This is a genomic window from Rhodococcus oxybenzonivorans (genome assembly GCF_003130705.1).
In the GTDB taxonomy this organism is placed as follows: Bacteria; Actinomycetota; Actinomycetes; order Mycobacteriales; family Mycobacteriaceae; genus Rhodococcus_F; species Rhodococcus_F oxybenzonivorans.
Window position 1 is genome coordinate 3,899,044 of sequence record NZ_CP021354.1, and the last position, 15,524, is coordinate 3,914,567.

General features: G+C 64.7%; 14 protein-coding genes and 2 tRNA genes. 7 read left to right on the forward strand and 9 right to left on the reverse strand.

Going from position 1 to position 15,524, the window contains the following annotated elements; all coding sequences use genetic code 11:
• From cofC to CBI38_RS18370, 3 genes are all read left to right on the forward strand, one after another.
• Positions 1–717, forward strand: a complete 717-nt coding sequence (gene cofC, locus CBI38_RS18360; RefSeq protein WP_335743628.1) for a 2-phospho-L-lactate guanylyltransferase — start codon at positions 1–3, stop codon at positions 715–717.
• A gap of 66 nt (positions 718–783) precedes the next feature.
• Positions 784–2,988, forward strand: a complete 2,205-nt coding sequence (locus CBI38_RS18365; RefSeq protein WP_109331017.1) for an RNA degradosome polyphosphate kinase — start codon at positions 784–786, stop codon at positions 2,986–2,988.
• Between the two features lie 34 nt (positions 2,989–3,022).
• Positions 3,023–3,958: an NUDIX hydrolase gene (locus CBI38_RS18370; protein ID WP_109335187.1), complete on the forward strand. Its 936-nt coding sequence runs from the start codon at positions 3,023–3,025 to the stop codon at positions 3,956–3,958.
• A gap of 95 nt (positions 3,959–4,053) precedes the next feature.
• Here the strand turns inward: CBI38_RS18370 and CBI38_RS18375 are convergent, their stop codons facing one another.
• The 3 genes from CBI38_RS18375 to leuC form a co-directional block, all read right to left on the reverse strand.
• Positions 4,054–4,728, reverse strand: coding sequence for an HU family DNA-binding protein (locus CBI38_RS18375; RefSeq protein ID WP_109331019.1), 675 nt, complete (start codon positions 4,726–4,728; stop codon positions 4,054–4,056).
• A 157-nt stretch (positions 4,729–4,885) separates the two neighbouring features.
• Positions 4,886–5,494 (reverse strand): 3-isopropylmalate dehydratase small subunit, encoded by a 609-nt coding sequence (leuD, locus tag CBI38_RS18380; RefSeq protein ID WP_109331021.1) that lies wholly within the window; start codon positions 5,492–5,494, stop codon positions 4,886–4,888.
• Between the two features lie 27 nt (positions 5,495–5,521).
• Complete coding sequence (gene leuC / locus CBI38_RS18385; protein WP_109331023.1) at positions 5,522–6,943, reverse strand: 3-isopropylmalate dehydratase large subunit; 1,422 nt, start codon at positions 6,941–6,943, stop codon at positions 5,522–5,524.
• Between the two features lie 138 nt (positions 6,944–7,081).
• Between leuC and CBI38_RS18390 the strand changes: the two genes are divergently transcribed.
• The 3 genes from CBI38_RS18390 (at position 7,082) to CBI38_RS37920 (ending at position 8,622) form a co-directional block, all read left to right on the forward strand.
• Entirely contained in the window at positions 7,082–7,783 is a 702-nt protein-coding gene (locus tag CBI38_RS18390) for an IclR family transcriptional regulator (protein WP_109331025.1), read from the forward strand.
• A 40-nt stretch (positions 7,784–7,823) separates the two neighbouring features.
• Entirely contained in the window at positions 7,824–8,342 is a 519-nt protein-coding gene (locus CBI38_RS18395) for a pyridoxamine 5'-phosphate oxidase family protein (protein WP_109335188.1), read from the forward strand.
• A 112-nt stretch (positions 8,343–8,454) separates the two neighbouring features.
• Positions 8,455–8,622: a DUF5302 domain-containing protein gene (locus tag CBI38_RS37920; RefSeq protein WP_159926095.1), complete on the forward strand. Its 168-nt coding sequence runs from the start codon at positions 8,455–8,457 to the stop codon at positions 8,620–8,622.
• Positions 8,623–8,681: 59 nt separating this feature from the next.
• Here the strand turns inward: CBI38_RS37920 and CBI38_RS18400 are convergent.
• The 4 genes from CBI38_RS18400 to CBI38_RS18415 all read right to left on the reverse strand — a co-directional run bounded on the left by CBI38_RS18400 (position 8,682) and on the right by CBI38_RS18415 (position 11,378).
• Positions 8,682–8,754, reverse strand: a tRNA-Glu gene (locus tag CBI38_RS18400).
• A gap of 92 nt (positions 8,755–8,846) precedes the next feature.
• Positions 8,847–8,918 (reverse strand) — tRNA-Gln (locus tag CBI38_RS18405).
• A 137-nt stretch (positions 8,919–9,055) separates the two neighbouring features.
• Entirely contained in the window at positions 9,056–10,531 is a 1,476-nt protein-coding gene (gene gltX / locus CBI38_RS18410; RefSeq protein ID WP_109331027.1) for a glutamate--tRNA ligase, read from the reverse strand.
• A 73-nt stretch (positions 10,532–10,604) separates the two neighbouring features.
• A complete protein-coding gene (locus CBI38_RS18415; RefSeq protein WP_109331029.1) occupies positions 10,605–11,378 on the reverse strand; it encodes a fumarylacetoacetate hydrolase family protein in 774 nt (257 codons plus the stop codon).
• Between the two features lie 114 nt (positions 11,379–11,492).
• Here CBI38_RS18415 and CBI38_RS18420 point away from each other — a divergent pair, with 114 nt between their 5' ends.
• Complete coding sequence (locus tag CBI38_RS18420; RefSeq protein ID WP_109331030.1) at positions 11,493–12,719, forward strand: MFS transporter; 1,227 nt, start codon at positions 11,493–11,495, stop codon at positions 12,717–12,719.
• Positions 12,720–12,733: 14 nt separating this feature from the next.
• On the opposite strand, the gene CBI38_RS18425 is transcribed toward CBI38_RS18420, so the two are convergent.
• Both CBI38_RS18425 and serA read right to left on the reverse strand, forming a co-directional pair.
• Complete coding sequence (locus tag CBI38_RS18425; RefSeq protein ID WP_109331032.1) at positions 12,734–13,744, reverse strand: 3-isopropylmalate dehydrogenase; 1,011 nt, start codon at positions 13,742–13,744, stop codon at positions 12,734–12,736.
• A 73-nt stretch (positions 13,745–13,817) separates the two neighbouring features.
• Positions 13,818–15,413 (reverse strand): phosphoglycerate dehydrogenase, encoded by a 1,596-nt coding sequence (gene serA / locus CBI38_RS18430; RefSeq protein ID WP_109331034.1) that lies wholly within the window; start codon positions 15,411–15,413, stop codon positions 13,818–13,820.
• Between the last annotated feature and the right edge of the window lie 111 nt (positions 15,414–15,524).

Consider the following 15,524-nt stretch of genomic DNA (forward strand, 5'->3'; position numbering starts at 1 on the left):
GTGACGCCCCGCGCGCACGTACTGGTCGCGGTCAAAGAACTTCACGTGGCCAAGACCCGCCTGTCCGGAGTGTTCGACGTCGCCGACCGCACCGGCCTGGTGCTGTCGATGCTGCGCGACACCCTGACGGTGGTCCGTGACGTCGACTCCGTGGTGGGTGTCACGGTGGTCACGCCCGATGCGGCGGTCGCGCGTCTCGCGCGCAGCGTCGGCGCCCACGTCTATGCCGATCCCACATCGACGCCGGTCGAGGGCAGTGTGGACGAGCAGGGTAGCGAGGGAGACCAGGGCGAGCACGGACTCAATGCGGCGCTGGCAGCCGCGGCCGACCATGTTCGAAAGAATGAGCAGGGTGTGGATGTCGTCGCCCTGCAGGCCGATCTCCCGTCGCTGCGCAGAGACGAATTCGGCGAAGCTCTCGCTGCGGCCAGAACCGGCGGCCGATCGGTGGTCGTCGACCATCACGGAACCGGCACCGCGGCACTGTTCTCGTGCGACCCTTCCGTTCCGCTCGATCCGCAGTTCGGGCCAGGATCGGCCCGGCGACACCTCGAGTCGGGGGCCCGCCCGTTGCACGGGCACTGGCCGGGTTTGCGAACCGATGTAGACACCGCCGACGACCTGGATACCGCTCGCGCACTCGGAGTCGGGCCTGCCACGCGCGCCGCACTCGACGCTGCAACCCCTATCGCCGCTTCCCCGGGCGGAAAGTCGTAGCCGACGACCAGTGTGAATTTGCCCCATCGATTGTCCGCAGGAGTTTCCTCGAGGGATGATCGTGATGTGAGTAATGGCGAAGCACTCGACCGGCAGACCGACGTCGACGACAAGAACGGATCGCGCGACGGCACCCTCGTGGTGAACTCGACGAGCATCCCGATGGCGCCTCCTGCGGCTACGAATGCTCCCGCGAGCGTCCTCACCGAGGGACTGCCCGAAGATCGTTATCTCAATCGGGAACTCAGTTGGCTCGACTTCAATTCGCGTGTTCTCGCGCTTGCCGAGGACACGTCACTGCCGCTCCTCGAGCGTGCAAAGTTCCTCGCGATCTTCGCGTCCAACCTGGACGAGTTCTTCATGGTGCGGGTCGCGGGCTTGAAACGCCGGGACGAGACCGGTCTGTCCGTGCGTTCCGCGGACGGTCTCTCCCCCCGGGAACAGCTCTCGCTGATCGCAAAGCGCACCCAGGAAATCTCCGACAAGCATGCTCGGGTGTTCCTCGACTCCGTGCGTCCGGCGCTTGCCGCGGAAGGGATCTCCATCATCGGCTGGTCCGATCTCACCGACGACGACCGGGTACGCCTGTCGGTGCATTTCCAGGAGCAGGTCTTTCCGGTGCTCACTCCCCTCGCTGTGGACCATGCGCACCCGTTCCCCTACATCAGCGGGCTCAGTCTCAACCTCGCGGTGACGGTGAAGGACGCGGCCACCGGCGGCGAACACTTTGCTCGCGTCAAGGTTCCGGACAACGTGGGTCGGTTCGTCCGCGTCAACCGCAACGAGACCCCGTCTTCGATCGACGCCTTCCTCCCCATGGAGGACCTCATCTCGGCCCACCTCGACGTGTTGTTCCCCGGTATGGAGATCGTGGAGCACCACGCTTTCCGCATCACGCGCAACGCCGATTTCGAAGTCGAGGAAGATCGCGACGAAGACCTCCTGCAGGCGTTGGAACGGGAACTGGCCCGTCGGCGCTTCGGATCACCGGTGCGTCTCGAAGTAGCCGACGACATGACCGAGCACATGCTCGAATTGCTGCTGCGCGAACTCGACGTCGACCCGGGTGACGTCATTCAGGTACCCGGACTCCTGGACTTGTCGTGCTTGTGGCAGGTGTACGCGGTCGACAGGCCGGCCCTCAAGGACCGGCCGTTCGTGCCTGCGACCCATCCGGCTTTCGGCGAGCGGGAGACTCCCAAGAGTGTCTTCTCCACACTTCGCGACGGCGACGTGTTGGTGCACCACCCCTACGACTCCTTCTCTACGAGCGTGCAACGTTTCATCGAGCAGGCGGCGGCCGATCCGCAGGTTCTGGCGATCAAGCAGACCCTGTACCGGACTTCCGGTGATTCACCGATCGTCAACGCGCTGATCGCCGCCGCCGAGGCAGGCAAACAGGTTGTGGCTCTAGTCGAAATCAAGGCCCGGTTCGACGAGCAGGCCAACATCAAGTGGGCCCGCAAACTCGAACACGCAGGCGTTCACGTGGTGTACGGACTCGTCGGACTCAAGACGCACTGCAAGACCTGCCTCGTCGTCCGGCGTGAAGGTTCGGCGATCCGCCGCTACTGCCACATCGGTACCGGCAACTACAACCCGAAGACGGCCCGGCTCTACGAAGACGTGGGGCTGCTGACAGCCGCTCCCGAGATCGGCGCGGACCTCACCGATCTGTTCAACTCGTTGACGGGCTATTCCCGCAAGACCCACTACCGCAATCTCCTCGTTGCGCCCTACGGAGTCCGCCGGGGAATCATCGAGCGGATCGACGCCGAGGTGGCCCGCAAACTGCAGGGCCATGAAGCCGGAATTCGCATGAAGGCCAACGCGCTGGTCGACGAACAGGTGATCGACGCGCTCTATCGTGCGTCCAAGGCCGGCGTTCCGGTGGACATCGTCGTCCGGGGAATTTGCGCTCTGAAACCGGGAGTTCCGGGAATGAGCGAAAACATCGTGGTTCGCTCCATCCTCGGCCGATTCCTCGAACATTCCCGAATCTTCCATTTCCGCGGCGCCGACGAGTTCTGGATCGGCAGCGCCGACATGATGCACCGCAATCTCGACCGGCGCGTGGAAGTGATGGCGCAGGTGAAAGATCCCCGCCTCACAGCGCAGATGGCGGACATTCTCGATTCTTCCCTCGACCCCACCACTCGGTGCTGGTTGCTGCAGCCGGACGGACGTTGGGCGGCGGCACCGGCGGACGGTGAGGATGTGCGCGAGCACCAGGAGGCCATGATGCGGACGCGGATGGGTGGCGGATCCTGAACGCGACGACGGCGCGGCAGAAGGAAGGAACCCGTTGAGCATCTCAGGTGACAAACCCGTCAGAGCCAACATCTTCGCCGCCGGTGCGGTGTTGTGGCGAAAATCTCCCGACAATCCCGACGAGACGGAGGTCGCGCTCGTTCACCGGCCGAAATACGAGGATTGGTCTTTCCCGAAGGGCAAGCTCGATCCCGGGGAGACCGCGGTCGTTGCCGCGGTGCGCGAGGTAGAGGAAGAAACGGGCCTCCGAGGACGTCTCGGTCGCCACCTCGGGGCATTGACCTACCCCATCCCCGGACACCGGCGATTGAAGCGCGTCGAATACTGGGCAGCCGAGGCGCGGGAAGGCGTTTTCGAGGCCAATGACGAAGTAGACGAATTGCGCTGGCTTCCCGTCCCCCAGGTCGCCGATCAATTGTCGTATCCGATGGATCGCAAAATTCTGCGCCGATTCAGTGCCTTACCTCCCGACACCGCAACAGTGTTGCTGGTACGCCATGCGAAGGCAGGGAGTCGGAAACGGTACAAGGGTGACGACAACACCCGACCGCTTGATCCGACCGGCGAATTGCAGGCAGACGCACTCGTCACGCAGCTCCGGGCTTTCGGAGCCACCGAGATTTCTTCTGCGGATCGCACGCGGTGCACACAGACCATGGAACCGCTGGCGCTCTCGCTGGACACCACGATCCGGGTCGAGCCGCTGCTGTCCGAGGAGAGCTACAAGGCCGATCCCGCCGCCGCACGGACCCTGGTGCGCAAAATCGCCGCACGCGGTGGAGTGCAGGTGATCTGCAGTCAGGGCGGGGTCATTCCCGATCTGCTCGAGTGGTGGGCGAAGACTGATGGTGTCTCACTACCGCCGGCGCGCAACCGGAAAGCGAGCACGTGGGTGCTCTCGCTCTCAGGCGGCAAGCTCATCGCAGCCGACCACATCGACAGCCCCCTCCCACTGTCTCGTCAAGACTGAGCTGCCCGAAGCTTCGACCGGGCAGCACACACAGGCGCCGACCACGAGATCGTGGTCGGCGCCTGCTGTCACGCGGAGCGCTGCGTGCGCGAGCTCTACTTGCTGCGCTTGGCCGGAGCCTTCTTGGCGGCGGTCTTCTTCGCCGTCGTCTTCGCGGGCGCCTTCTTGGCGGCGGTCTTCTTCGCCGTCGTCTTCGCGGGCGCCTTCTTGGCGGCGGTCTTGGTGGCCGTGGTCTTGGCCGGAGCCTTCTTGGCGGCGGTCTTGGTGGCCGTCGTCTTGGCCGGAGCCTTCTTGGCGGCGGTCTTGGTGGCCGTCGTCTTCGCGGGCGCCTTCTTGGCGGCGGTCTTGGTGGCCGTCGCCTTCGCCGGCGCCTTCTTCGCGGCCGTCTTCTTGGCGGCGGCCGACTTCTTCGCCGCTGCCTTCTTGGCCGCAGCCTTCGTGGCGGTTGCCGATGCACCGCGCTTGACCGCGGGACCCGTGGCCGGAAGCTTCTGGCCGCCAGCGATAACCGCCTTGAACTGGGCGCCCGGGCGGAATGCCGGCACCGACGTGGGCTTGACCTTCACGGTCTCACCCGTGCGGGGGTTACGTGCGACACGGGCCGCACGGCGGCGCTGCTCGAAAACGCCGAATCCGGTGATGGTCACACTGTCGCCGCGGTGCACTGCCCGAACAATGGTGTCCACAACATGCTCGACAGCTTCAGTTGCCGTGCGCCTGTCCGAACCCAGCTTCTCGGTCAGAACATCGATGAGCTCTGCCTTATTCATTGAAAATCCTCCGCGAACTAATGGCCCACCATTGGACCGACTACGAACTACGGTAAACCCGAATACCGCAGGAGTCTATGTGCCACGCCAATTCTCATACAACGCGGCACCATTCTCAGGGAATTGTTATCTGGCGGAGAGACTCGGATTTGCTCTGTCAGTCGGTCGAAACAGGCTCCGGAAGCGTCGTTGGTTTCCAAGAAGGCCTTGACTTTTCGAACTCAGAAATGGCCTCTACCTGCCGTAATGTCAATCCGATGTCGTCCAGACCCTCAATCAGGCGCCAACGGGTGTAGTCATCAATCTCAAAGGGCACCACAGTGGTTCCGGCCGTGACCGTCTTGTTTTCGAGATCGACAGTCAATTCGAGACCCGGCTGCTCGTCGAGCAACTTCCAGAGCAGTTCCACGTCAGACTGGGCCACCTGAGCGGCCAGCAGGCCGGCCTTGCCGGCGTTCCCACGGAAGATGTCGGCGAACCGCGACGCGATCACGACCCGAAAGCCGTAGTCGGATAGCGCCCACACCGCGTGCTCCCGGGACGACCCCGTGCCGAAGTCGGGACCAGCGACCAGAACGCTGCCCTTGTCGTACGGTGCGACGTTGAGAACGAAGGAAGGGTCGCCCCGCCACGCGGCGAAGAGGCCGTCCTCGAAACCTGTGCGCGTCACTCGCTTCAGATAGACGGCCGGAATGATCTGGTCCGTGTCCACGTTGGATCGCCGCAGCGGAACGCCGATACCTTTGTGTGTGCTAAAGGATTCCATCGAAAAATCTCCTAAATTCCTTGAGTCCTAGGCCAGATCTGCCGGAGCGGACAACGTTCCCCGGACCGCGGTCGCGGCGGCCACGAGCGGCGAGACGAGATGCGTCCGACCTCCCTTGCCTTGACGTCCCTCGAAGTTTCGGTTGGACGTGGAGGCCGAACGTTCCCCCGGCGCCAGCTGATCCGGGTTCATTCCGAGGCACATCGAGCACCCGGCCTGACGCCACTCGGCACCCGCAGCGGTGAAGATCTCGCCGAGTCCTTCCTTTTCCGCCTGCGCGCGAACCCGCATCGAGCCGGGCACAACGAGCATCCGGACGCCTTCCGCGACGTGGCGGCCACGCAGAACCTCGGCAACGGCACGAAGATCCTCGATCCGGCCGTTGGTGCACGAGCCGACGAAGACGGTGTCGATCGCAACCTCACGCAACGGGGTCCCGGCTTCGAGTCCCATGTAGGTCAACGCTTTCTCGGCCGCCTGCCGTTCGCTCTCGTCGGCGATGTTTGCCGGATCGGGAACGGCCTCACCGAGCGGCAGACCCTGCCCGGGGTTGGTGCCCCACGTCACGAACGGCGTCAAAGTGCTCGCGTCGATGTGGACTTCGTTGTCGAAAACGGCGCCCTCGTCAGTCTTCAGCTGTTCCCACGCCGCCACTGCGGCGTCCCAGTCGGCGCCCTGGGGAGCATGCGGACGACCCTTGATGAATTCGTAGGTGGTCTCGTCGGGTGCGATCATCCCGGCGCGGGCACCCGCCTCGATCGACATGTTGCAGATGGTCATCCGCGCTTCCATCGACAGCTTCCGAATCGCCTCGCCGCGATATTCCAGAACGTAGCCCTGACCGCCGCCGGTTCCGATCTGCGCGATGACGGCGAGAATGAGGTCTTTACTCGTGACACCGTCGGGCAATTCGCCGTCGACGGTGACGGCCATCGTCTTGAAGGGCCGCAGCGACAGCGTCTGGGTCGCCATGACGTGCTCGACCTCGCTCGTGCCGATTCCCATCGCGAGTGCGCCGAAGGCGCCGTGCGTGGAGGTGTGGCTGTCACCGCACACCACCGTCATGCCCGGCTGTGTCAGACCCAGCTGAGGGCCGACCACGTGCACGATGCCCTGATCGATGTTTCCCATCGGATGAAGACGGACACCGAACTCCTCGCAGTTCCGCCGGAGCGTGTCGACCTGAGTCCGGGAGATGGGGTCTGCGATCGGCTTGTCGATGTCCACGGTGGGAACGTTGTGGTCCTCGGTGGCGATCGTGAGATCCGGCCGGCGCAGGGGCCTGCCGGCGAGCCGCAATCCGTCGAACGCCTGCGGGCTCGTCACTTCGTGAACGAGATGCAGGTCGATGTAGATGAGATCGGGATTGTTCCCCTCACCCCGAACGACGACATGGTCGTCCCACACCTTCTCTGCCAGGGTGCGTGCTTTCTCCGCCATCTTCTCCACCTCTGTGTGTCACTTCGCACAGCGGGCTTCGGGCCGGTCCGCGGTGCGCTTGATGTCGTCAGTCTCATCCCGGGCACGCACTCGACGGAAGCCGTAGGTGCGCTATGATCCCACCATGCGAGAAACTGGTATCGACCTATGAGACAGCATAGCGGCATCGGAGTGCTGGACAAAGCGGTAGGCGTGCTACATGCCGTGGCCGAGAAGCCCTGCAGCCTCACCGAACTGTGCTCGCGCACCGGACTACCCCGTGCCACCGCACACAGGCTGGCCGTAGGTCTCGAAGTGCACCGCCTCCTCACCCGGGACACGGACGGACTCTGGTGCCCCGGCCCAGGCCTTGCCGAACTCGCTGCCACAGCCAATGATCCGCTCGTGTCGGCAGCAGCGCTCGTGCTTCCGCGGCTGCGCGAGATCACCGGGGAGAGCGTGCAGTTGTACCGCCGGGAAGGCACCCAGCGCATCTGTGTGGCGGCCATGGAACCGCCGACCGGCCTGCGCGACACCGTCCTCGTCGGTGCCCGGCTTCCGATGAGCGCGGGCTCGGGCGCCAAGGTGCTACTCGCGTGGGCGGATCCCCAGACTCAGCGCGCCGTTCTTCCCGACGCCGCGTTCGGCGAACGCGTCCTCCTGGAAGTCCGTCGGCGAGGCTGGGCGCAGAGCGCCGCCGAACGGGAACCGGGCGTCGCCAGCGTCGCCGCGCCCGTTCGCGACGGGAACGGTTCTGTCATCGCCGCCATTTCGGTGTCGGGGCCCATCGACAGGATGGGTAGACGGCCCGGAGCCCGATGGGCGGCTGATCTCCTCGCCGCTGCGGAAGCGTTGCACAAGCGACTGTGAATATGCTCGGCCTCATCCGTACCGCGACAGGAGAGACATGATGGGCAGCAATCAGCGAGCACAGATCACGATGACGGATTCGGAGATCACCGAATTCGTCGACCACAGTAGGGTCGCGACTCTCGCAACGGTGGGTGCGGACGGCCGACCGCACCTCGTGGCCATGTGGTACGCCGTGATCGACGGCGAGATCTGGTTCGAGACCAAGGCGAAGTCGCAGAAGGCAGTCAATCTGCGGCGAGACGACCGTGTCACGATCCTCATCGAGGACGGTGACACCTACGACACCCTGCGGGGTGTGTCGATCGACGGACGGGCCGAGGTCGTCGACGATCCGGACGCGCTGTTTGCCGTCGGCGTCAGCGTCTGGGAGCGGTACACGGGCCCCTATTCCGACGAACTCCGGCCCGCGGTCGACCAGATGATGCACAAGCGGATCGCTGTTCGTGTGGTTCCCGACCGTGTCCGGAGCTGGGACCACGCAAAGCTCGGTCTCCCGGCCATGCCCGTCGCCGGGACCACCGCCGCCTACCTGACGCAGCCCGCTCGCCGACAGTGACGCGCGACGGCTGATTCTTCTGCCACTGCCGCGCCCCCGGGAAAAATGAGGGGCATTCTCCATTCCACCGGCGTAACTTCACACAGTGAACCATCTACCGAGGGAGTTCGCCGTGGCCGAAGCGAGTAACGAAGAAATGCGAAAGAAATTCCGTGAGGCACTCGAACGGAAGAATCATCAGGCCGGAATGTCCACTCAGCACAAGGACGGCAATTCCAAAGTGCATCACGTGCACGGCCCGGCCGATCACAAACGCGAATTCCGCCGCAAGAGTGGATAAGCGAGCACACTGACAGAAAAGAGAAACACCCTCCACCGAAGTGGAGGGTGTTTCTTGTGTAGCCCCGACGGGATTCGAACCCGCGCTACCGCCTTGAGAGGGCGGCGTCCTAGGCCGCTAGACGACGGGGCCAAGAACTTGGTATTGCACTAACCAGGTGTTGCTCTGGAAGCTCAGCAAGCATAACTTGCTGAAGTTCGGTAACAAAATCGGCCGAACTTCCGCTGGGGTACCAGGACTCGAACCTAGAATGGCGGTACCAGAAACCGCTGTGTTGCCAATTACACCATACCCCAATGGCCTGTTCGGACCGCTGAGCCGGAGGGCTCCGCGGGCCGCTCGGGCCGAAGAAGAGATTACCAGCCTAGTGGCGGGATTTACCAAATCGCCTGGTCAAAGGCGGTTTTTCTCATCCTTCGGCCGTCGGCCACTCTCAGTCGGCAATACTCGCGCGAGCTGAACGCAACCGGGACAGTGACACGTCGCGCCCGAGCAGTTCCATCGACTCGTAGAGGGGCGGGCTGATGTGCGAGCCGGTGATGCCGACTCGGACAGGGGCGAACGCCTTCCGCGGCTTGAGACCCAGTCCGTCGACGAGCGACGCCTTCAGGGCCTCCTCCAGCGACGCTGCATTCCACACCGCGAGAGCTTCCAACGAAGCCAGGGCGGCGTCGAGGACGGGCGCAGCATCGGCACCCAGGTTTTTGGCTGCGGCGGCGGGATCGATGGTGAAATCGTCCTCGTCCACGAACAAGAATTTCAGCAGTCCCCAGGCGTCGGACAGCACCACGATCCGCGTTTGGACGAGTTCTGCTGCCGTCGCGAACACCGCCTCGTCGACCGTCTCCCCCAGATGTCCGTGCACGGTGAGGAAGGCGCGCAACCGCGCCGCGAAATCGGCGGGCTCGAGGAGCCGGATGTGCTCGGCGTTGATGGCGTCGGCCTTCTTCTGGTCGAACCGCGCGGGATTGGAGTTGACCTTCGTGATGTCGAAGGCTGCGACCATCTCGTCGAGCGAGAACACGTCGTGATCGTCGGAAATGCCCCAGCCGAGGAGGGCGAGGTAGTTCAGCAGACCCTCGGGCACGAAGCCGCGGTCGCGGTGAATGAACAGATTCGACTCGGGATCCCGCTTGGACAGCTTCTTGTTGCCCTGACCCATGACGAACGGGAGGTGGCCGAATTGCGGCGTGAAATCCGCCACACCGATGCGCTGCATAGCCTCGTAGAGGGCCAGCTGCCGGGGCGTCGACGAGAGGAGATCCTCGCCGCGCAACACGTGGGTGATCTTCATCAGGGCGTCGTCGACCGGATTGACCAGGGTATACAGAGGAATGCCGTTTCCACGGGTGAGCGCGAAGTCGGGCACCGTACCGGCCTTGAACGTGGTGTCACCACGGACGAGGTCGACCCAGCCGAGGTCGTGATCGGGCATACGCAACCGGACGACGGGCTTGCGCCCCTCGTCCAGATAGGCCTGGCGCTGCTCCGGGGTGAGATCTCGGTCGAAGTTGTCATATCCCAGCTTGGGATCGCGGCCGGCGGCTTTGTGCCGCTCCTCGACCTCTTCCGGCGTGGAGAACGACTCGTAGGCTTCACCCGCCGCCAGAAGCTTCCCGACCACGTCCAGGTGGAGTTCGCGTCGCTGGGACTGCCGGTAGGGCTCGTAGGGCCCACCGATCTCCGGGCCCTCGTCCCAATCCAAGCCGAGCCAGCGCAGCGCATCCAGGATCGCCTGGTACGACTCCTCACTGTCACGAGCAGCATCGGTGTCCTCGATACGGAACACGAACGACCCGCCGTTGTGGCGGGCGAAGGCCCAGTTGAACAGGGCGGTACGGACGAGCCCCACGTGCGGGGTTCCGGTGGGCGACGGGCAGAAACGGACGCGAACTTCGCTTGTGGTCATGGCTCACTTGGGTCGACGCTGGGAAAACGGACCTCTACAGGCTAGTCCGCCCCCCAGGTCGACACGAGAGCCGTCAGCGCTTTGCGGTCACGGGGTTGGTGAGTGTCCCGATACCACCGATGGTCACACTGACACTCTGACCCTCGACGATCGGCCCGACGCCTTCCGGCGTGCCCGTGAGGATGACGTCGCCCGGCAGGAGAGTCATGACCGCGGACACCCATTCGATGATCTTCGGAATGTCATGGAGCAGAAGCGAAGTGTTGCTGCTCTGCTTCACCTCTCCGTCCACCTCGGTCGTGATGTCGACATCCGACGCATCGAGCTGCGTTTCGATCCAGGGCCCGAGGGGGCAGAAGGTGTCGTGGCTCTTCGCTCGAGTCCACTGAACGTCCTGGCGCTGATGATCACGCGCCGACACGTCGTTGGCGGCCGTGTAGCCGAGAACGACATCGAGGGCCTTGGCCGCCGGGACGTCCTTGCACGGCCGGCCGATCACCACGGCCAACTCCCCCTCGTAATGAACCTCGTTCGAGGATTTCGGCAGCACGATCGCCGCGTCCGGGCCCACGATCGACGTATTGGGCTTGAGGAAGATCACCGGATCCGCAGGCGCTTCCCCACCCATTTCCGCGGCGTGGGCGGCGTAGTTCTTGCCGACACAGATCACTTTGCTGGCGAGTATCGGGGCGAGCAGGCGAACGTCGTCCAGTGGCCAGCTACGACCGGTGAAAGTAGGAGTGCCGAAAGGGTGCTCGGCGATTTCCCGGGCCGTCAGGGAGCCGTCCTCCCCCTCGATACTCACGAACGCAACACCATCGGGACTTGCCACTCGACCAAGACGCATGCCCGAGAGTCTATCGCCCGGCATCGGGCGGCCTCCGGCATTCCCACCCGGGAGGGTATAGACTCCGACCGTTCGCCAATATATGGGACCTTAATCCTAGATACTGAGATTGACATGACTGCAACGAACGTCGAGACCACCGCCGTCGGATCGGCGCGCAAGTGGTGGATGCTGGCACTCGGGATGTTTGCGCAGGCGGCACAGGCGGTCTTCGTCAACGGCGTGGCCTTCCTCATCCCGGAACTGCAGGCGAGCCACGGCCTGAGTTTGGCCCGCACCGGACTTCTCGTCGCCGCGCCCACCGTCGGCGTGATGCTGACGTTGATTGCGTGGGGCGCGCTGGCCGACCGGTACGGCGAACGCACCGTGCTCGCCATCGGAATGGCGGTGACCGCGGCCGCCGGACTCGGAGCCGCCTCGTCCGGATCACTCTCCGCCACGGGAGTGTTCCTCGTCCTCGGCGGTATGGCCGCAGCCTCCGCGAACGCGGCGAGCGGACGAGTCGTGGTCGGCTGGTTCCCACCCGAACGGCGGGGTCTGGCCATGGGAATCAGGCAGATGTCCCTCCCCCTCGGGATCGCGTGTGCTGCGCTCACCATGCCCTCCCTCGCACACGAACACGGCATCGGCTGGGCCCTGGCCTTGCCGACCGCCCTGTGCGCGGCCGCAGCACTCGCCTGCGCAATCGGAGTCGTCGACCCACCACGACCGAGTCGCACGTCGGCCGCGGGTCTCGAGATGCTGGCGAATCCGTACCGGAACAGCAGTACTCTGTGGCGAATCCACGCCGTATCGGTGCTACTCGTCGTCCCGCAATACACGGTATGGACCTACGCCCTCGTCTGGCTCATCTCCGAAAGGCATTGGGAGGCAACCGCTGCAGGCCTACTGGTGACCGTCGCTCAGGTTCTCGGCGCACTCGGACGGATGGCAGTCGGCGTCTGGTCGGACGCCGTCGGTAGCCGATTGAGGCCACTTCGCTGGGTGGCCGCCGCCGGTGGACTGTCGATGGCGGCGCTGGCCCTGTCGGATTCGGCCCCGTCCCTACTGGCGATACCGGCGCTCGTCGCCGCTTCCGTTGCCACCGTGGCTCCCAACGGCCTCGCATTCACGGCCGTCGCCGAGATCGCCGGTCCGTTCTGGGGCGGACGCGCACTCGGAGTCCAGAACACGGGACAATTCGTCGCTGCGTCACTGGTCCCGCCCACCTTCGGGGCGCTGATCGGAATACTCGGCTTCCCACTGACCTTCGCTATCGCGGCAGCCTTTCCGGTGATTTCCATACCGATGATCCCCCTGGCCGGGTCCGCAGACCCGGCCAGGGGGACCGGAGAAGACTAGAGACCACCGCGTTTCTAGAGCGCTGCGGCAATCCGGTCGCCCACCTCTGCGGTCACGACCGCAGCGTCACCCCGCGAAGCCAGATCCGCTTCGACAGCGGTCTCGATACGGACGGCATCCTCGTCACGCCCGAGATGGCGCAGCAGCAGGGCCGCAGACAAGATGGCCGCGGTGGGGTCGGCGATGCCACGGCCGGCGATGTCCGGGGCACTACCGTGAACCGGTTCGAACATCGAGGGATTGGTGCCGGACGCATCGATGTTGCCCGACGCCGCCAGACCGATACCACCGGTCACCGCACCCGCGAGATCGGTGATGATGTCACCGAACAGGTTGTCGGTGACGATGACATCGAAGCGCGACGGATCGGTCACCATGTAAATGGTTGCCGCGTCGATGTGGCAGTACGCCGTCTCGACGTCCGGGTACTCGGCCGAGACGGTCTCGACCGCACGGGTCCAGATTGCACCGGCGTTGGAGAGCACGTTCGTCTTGTGGATCAGGGTGACGTGTTTGCGTCGAGTCTGCGCGAGCGCGAAGGCGTAGCGCACCACCCGCTCCGCGCCGAACCACGTATTGACCGACACCTCGGTGGCAATCTCGTGGGGAGTACCGACTCGGATTGCGCCACCGTTACCCGTGTACGGACCCTCGGTCCCCTCGCGCACCACCACGAAGTCGATGTCCGGTTGTGCCGCGAGCGGCGACTTCGTTCCCGGATAGAGCTGGGAGGGACGGAGATTCACGTGGTGGTCGAGCGCGAACCGCATGGTGAGCAGGAGTCCTCGCTCGAGGATGCCCGGTGTCACGGACGGGTCGCCGATGGCACCCAGCAGGATCGCGTCGTGGGTGCGGATCGCCGCCAGATCAGCGTCCGGCAGAAGTTCACCGGTGGCGTTGTATCGACGGGCGCCGAGGTCGTACTCGGTGGTTTCCAGGTCGGGTACGAGCTTCCGCAGCACCTTCAGCGCCTCGGCAGTGACCTCGACACCGATTCCGTCACCGGGAATGACCGCAAGCTTCATGAACGCCTCACTTCATCAGAGAACTGTGCGCGTGTTCCGGCACGAGGTACCGGAACACGCGCACGAAAGGATTTCAGGCCAGGTCGACGAGTTCGATCTTGGTGGCGCCCACTGCGGTGGAGATCGCGTCACGCACGTCGGCAGGAACCTCGCGGTCGACCCTCAGGAGAATGGTGGCACCCTCACCCTCGGCGTCCTGGCTGAGCTGTGCGGCCTGGATATCGATGCCGGCGTTGCCCAGCTGGGTGCCGATCTTACCGAGCGCACCCGGCTGGTCGGTGTAGTTGATCACCAGGTTCAGGCCTTCGGCGCGCAGTTCGAAGTTGCGTCCGTTGATGTTGACGATCTTCTCGACCTGCTGAGGACCGGTCAGGGTACCCGACACGCTAATGACGCTGCCGTCACCGAAGACGCCGCGAAGGTCGACGACACTCCGGTGGTTGGGGCTCTCGGCGGCCTTGGTGACCTCGGCCGTCACGCCACGCTCTTCCGCGAGGGCAGGCGCGTTGACGAACGTCACGGCGTCCTCGATCACCGCCGAGAACACGCCACGCAGAGCCGACAGTGCCAGCACCTCGACGTCCTCGGAGGCGAGCTCGCCGCGCACATCGACGGACAGATTGACGGGGACCTCGCCCGACAGCGCCCCGAGGAGCACACCCTGCTTGCGAACGATTTCGAGCCACGGGGCGACTTCCTCACCCACGGCGCCACCGGACACGTTGACGGCGTCGGGAACGAAATCGCCTGCAAGAGCCAGCAATACGGACTTCGCGACATCGGTGCCGGCGCGGTCCTGAGCCTCACTCGTGGAGGCGCCGAGGTGCGGCGTCACGACGACCTCGGGAAGGTCGAACAACGGGCTGTCCGTGCAGGGCTCGGTCTCGAACACGTCGAGGCCCGCAGCACGCACGTGACCCGACTTGATGGCCTCGGCCAGCGCCGCCTCGTCGATCAGGCCACCGCGGGCGGCGTTGACGATGACGACACCCTTCTTGGTCTTGGCCAGGTTTTCCGTACCGATCAGGCCCTTGGTCTCCGGAGTCTTGGGAAGGTGGACCGAGATCAGATCGGCGCGCTGCAGCAACTCGTCGAGCGAAACCAGCTCGATGCCCAACTGGGCGGCACGGGCCGCGGACACGTAGGGGTCGTAGGCGACGACGTGCGTCTCGAACGCCGCAAGACGCTGAGCGAAGAGCTGACCGATCCGGCCGAGCCCGACGACGCCGACGGTCTTGCCGAAGATTTCGACACCGTTGAACTTGCTGCGCTTCCACTCACGGTCACGCAGGGTGGAATCGGCTGCGGGGATCTGGCGGGCCGCGGCGAGCATCAGCGCGACAGCGTGCTCGGCTGCAGTGTGAATATTGGACGTCGGCGCGTTGACCACCATGACACCGCGCTCGGTGGCGGCCGGGACGTCGACGTTGTCGAGCCCGACACCGGCGCGGGCGACGATCTTCAGCTTGGTACCGGCGGCGAGCACCTCGGCGTCGACGGTGGTGGCGGAGCGGACGAGGATCGCATCGGCCTCGGGCACCGCCGCGAGCAGGGCCGGGCGATCAGGTCCATCGACCCAACGCACCTCCACACCGTCGCCCAATGCCTCGACGGTGGACGGCGCGAGCTTGTCGGCGATCAGAACAACAGGACGGCCTGGCTGGCTCACGTGCAAACTCCCTGATTAGGTGGGTGTGGAGGTGTTTTAACCACACACAGCTTAGTCCGCCCTCACCGGGAATCCGCATCCCGGTAGGCAATACCACATAGTGGACGCCCG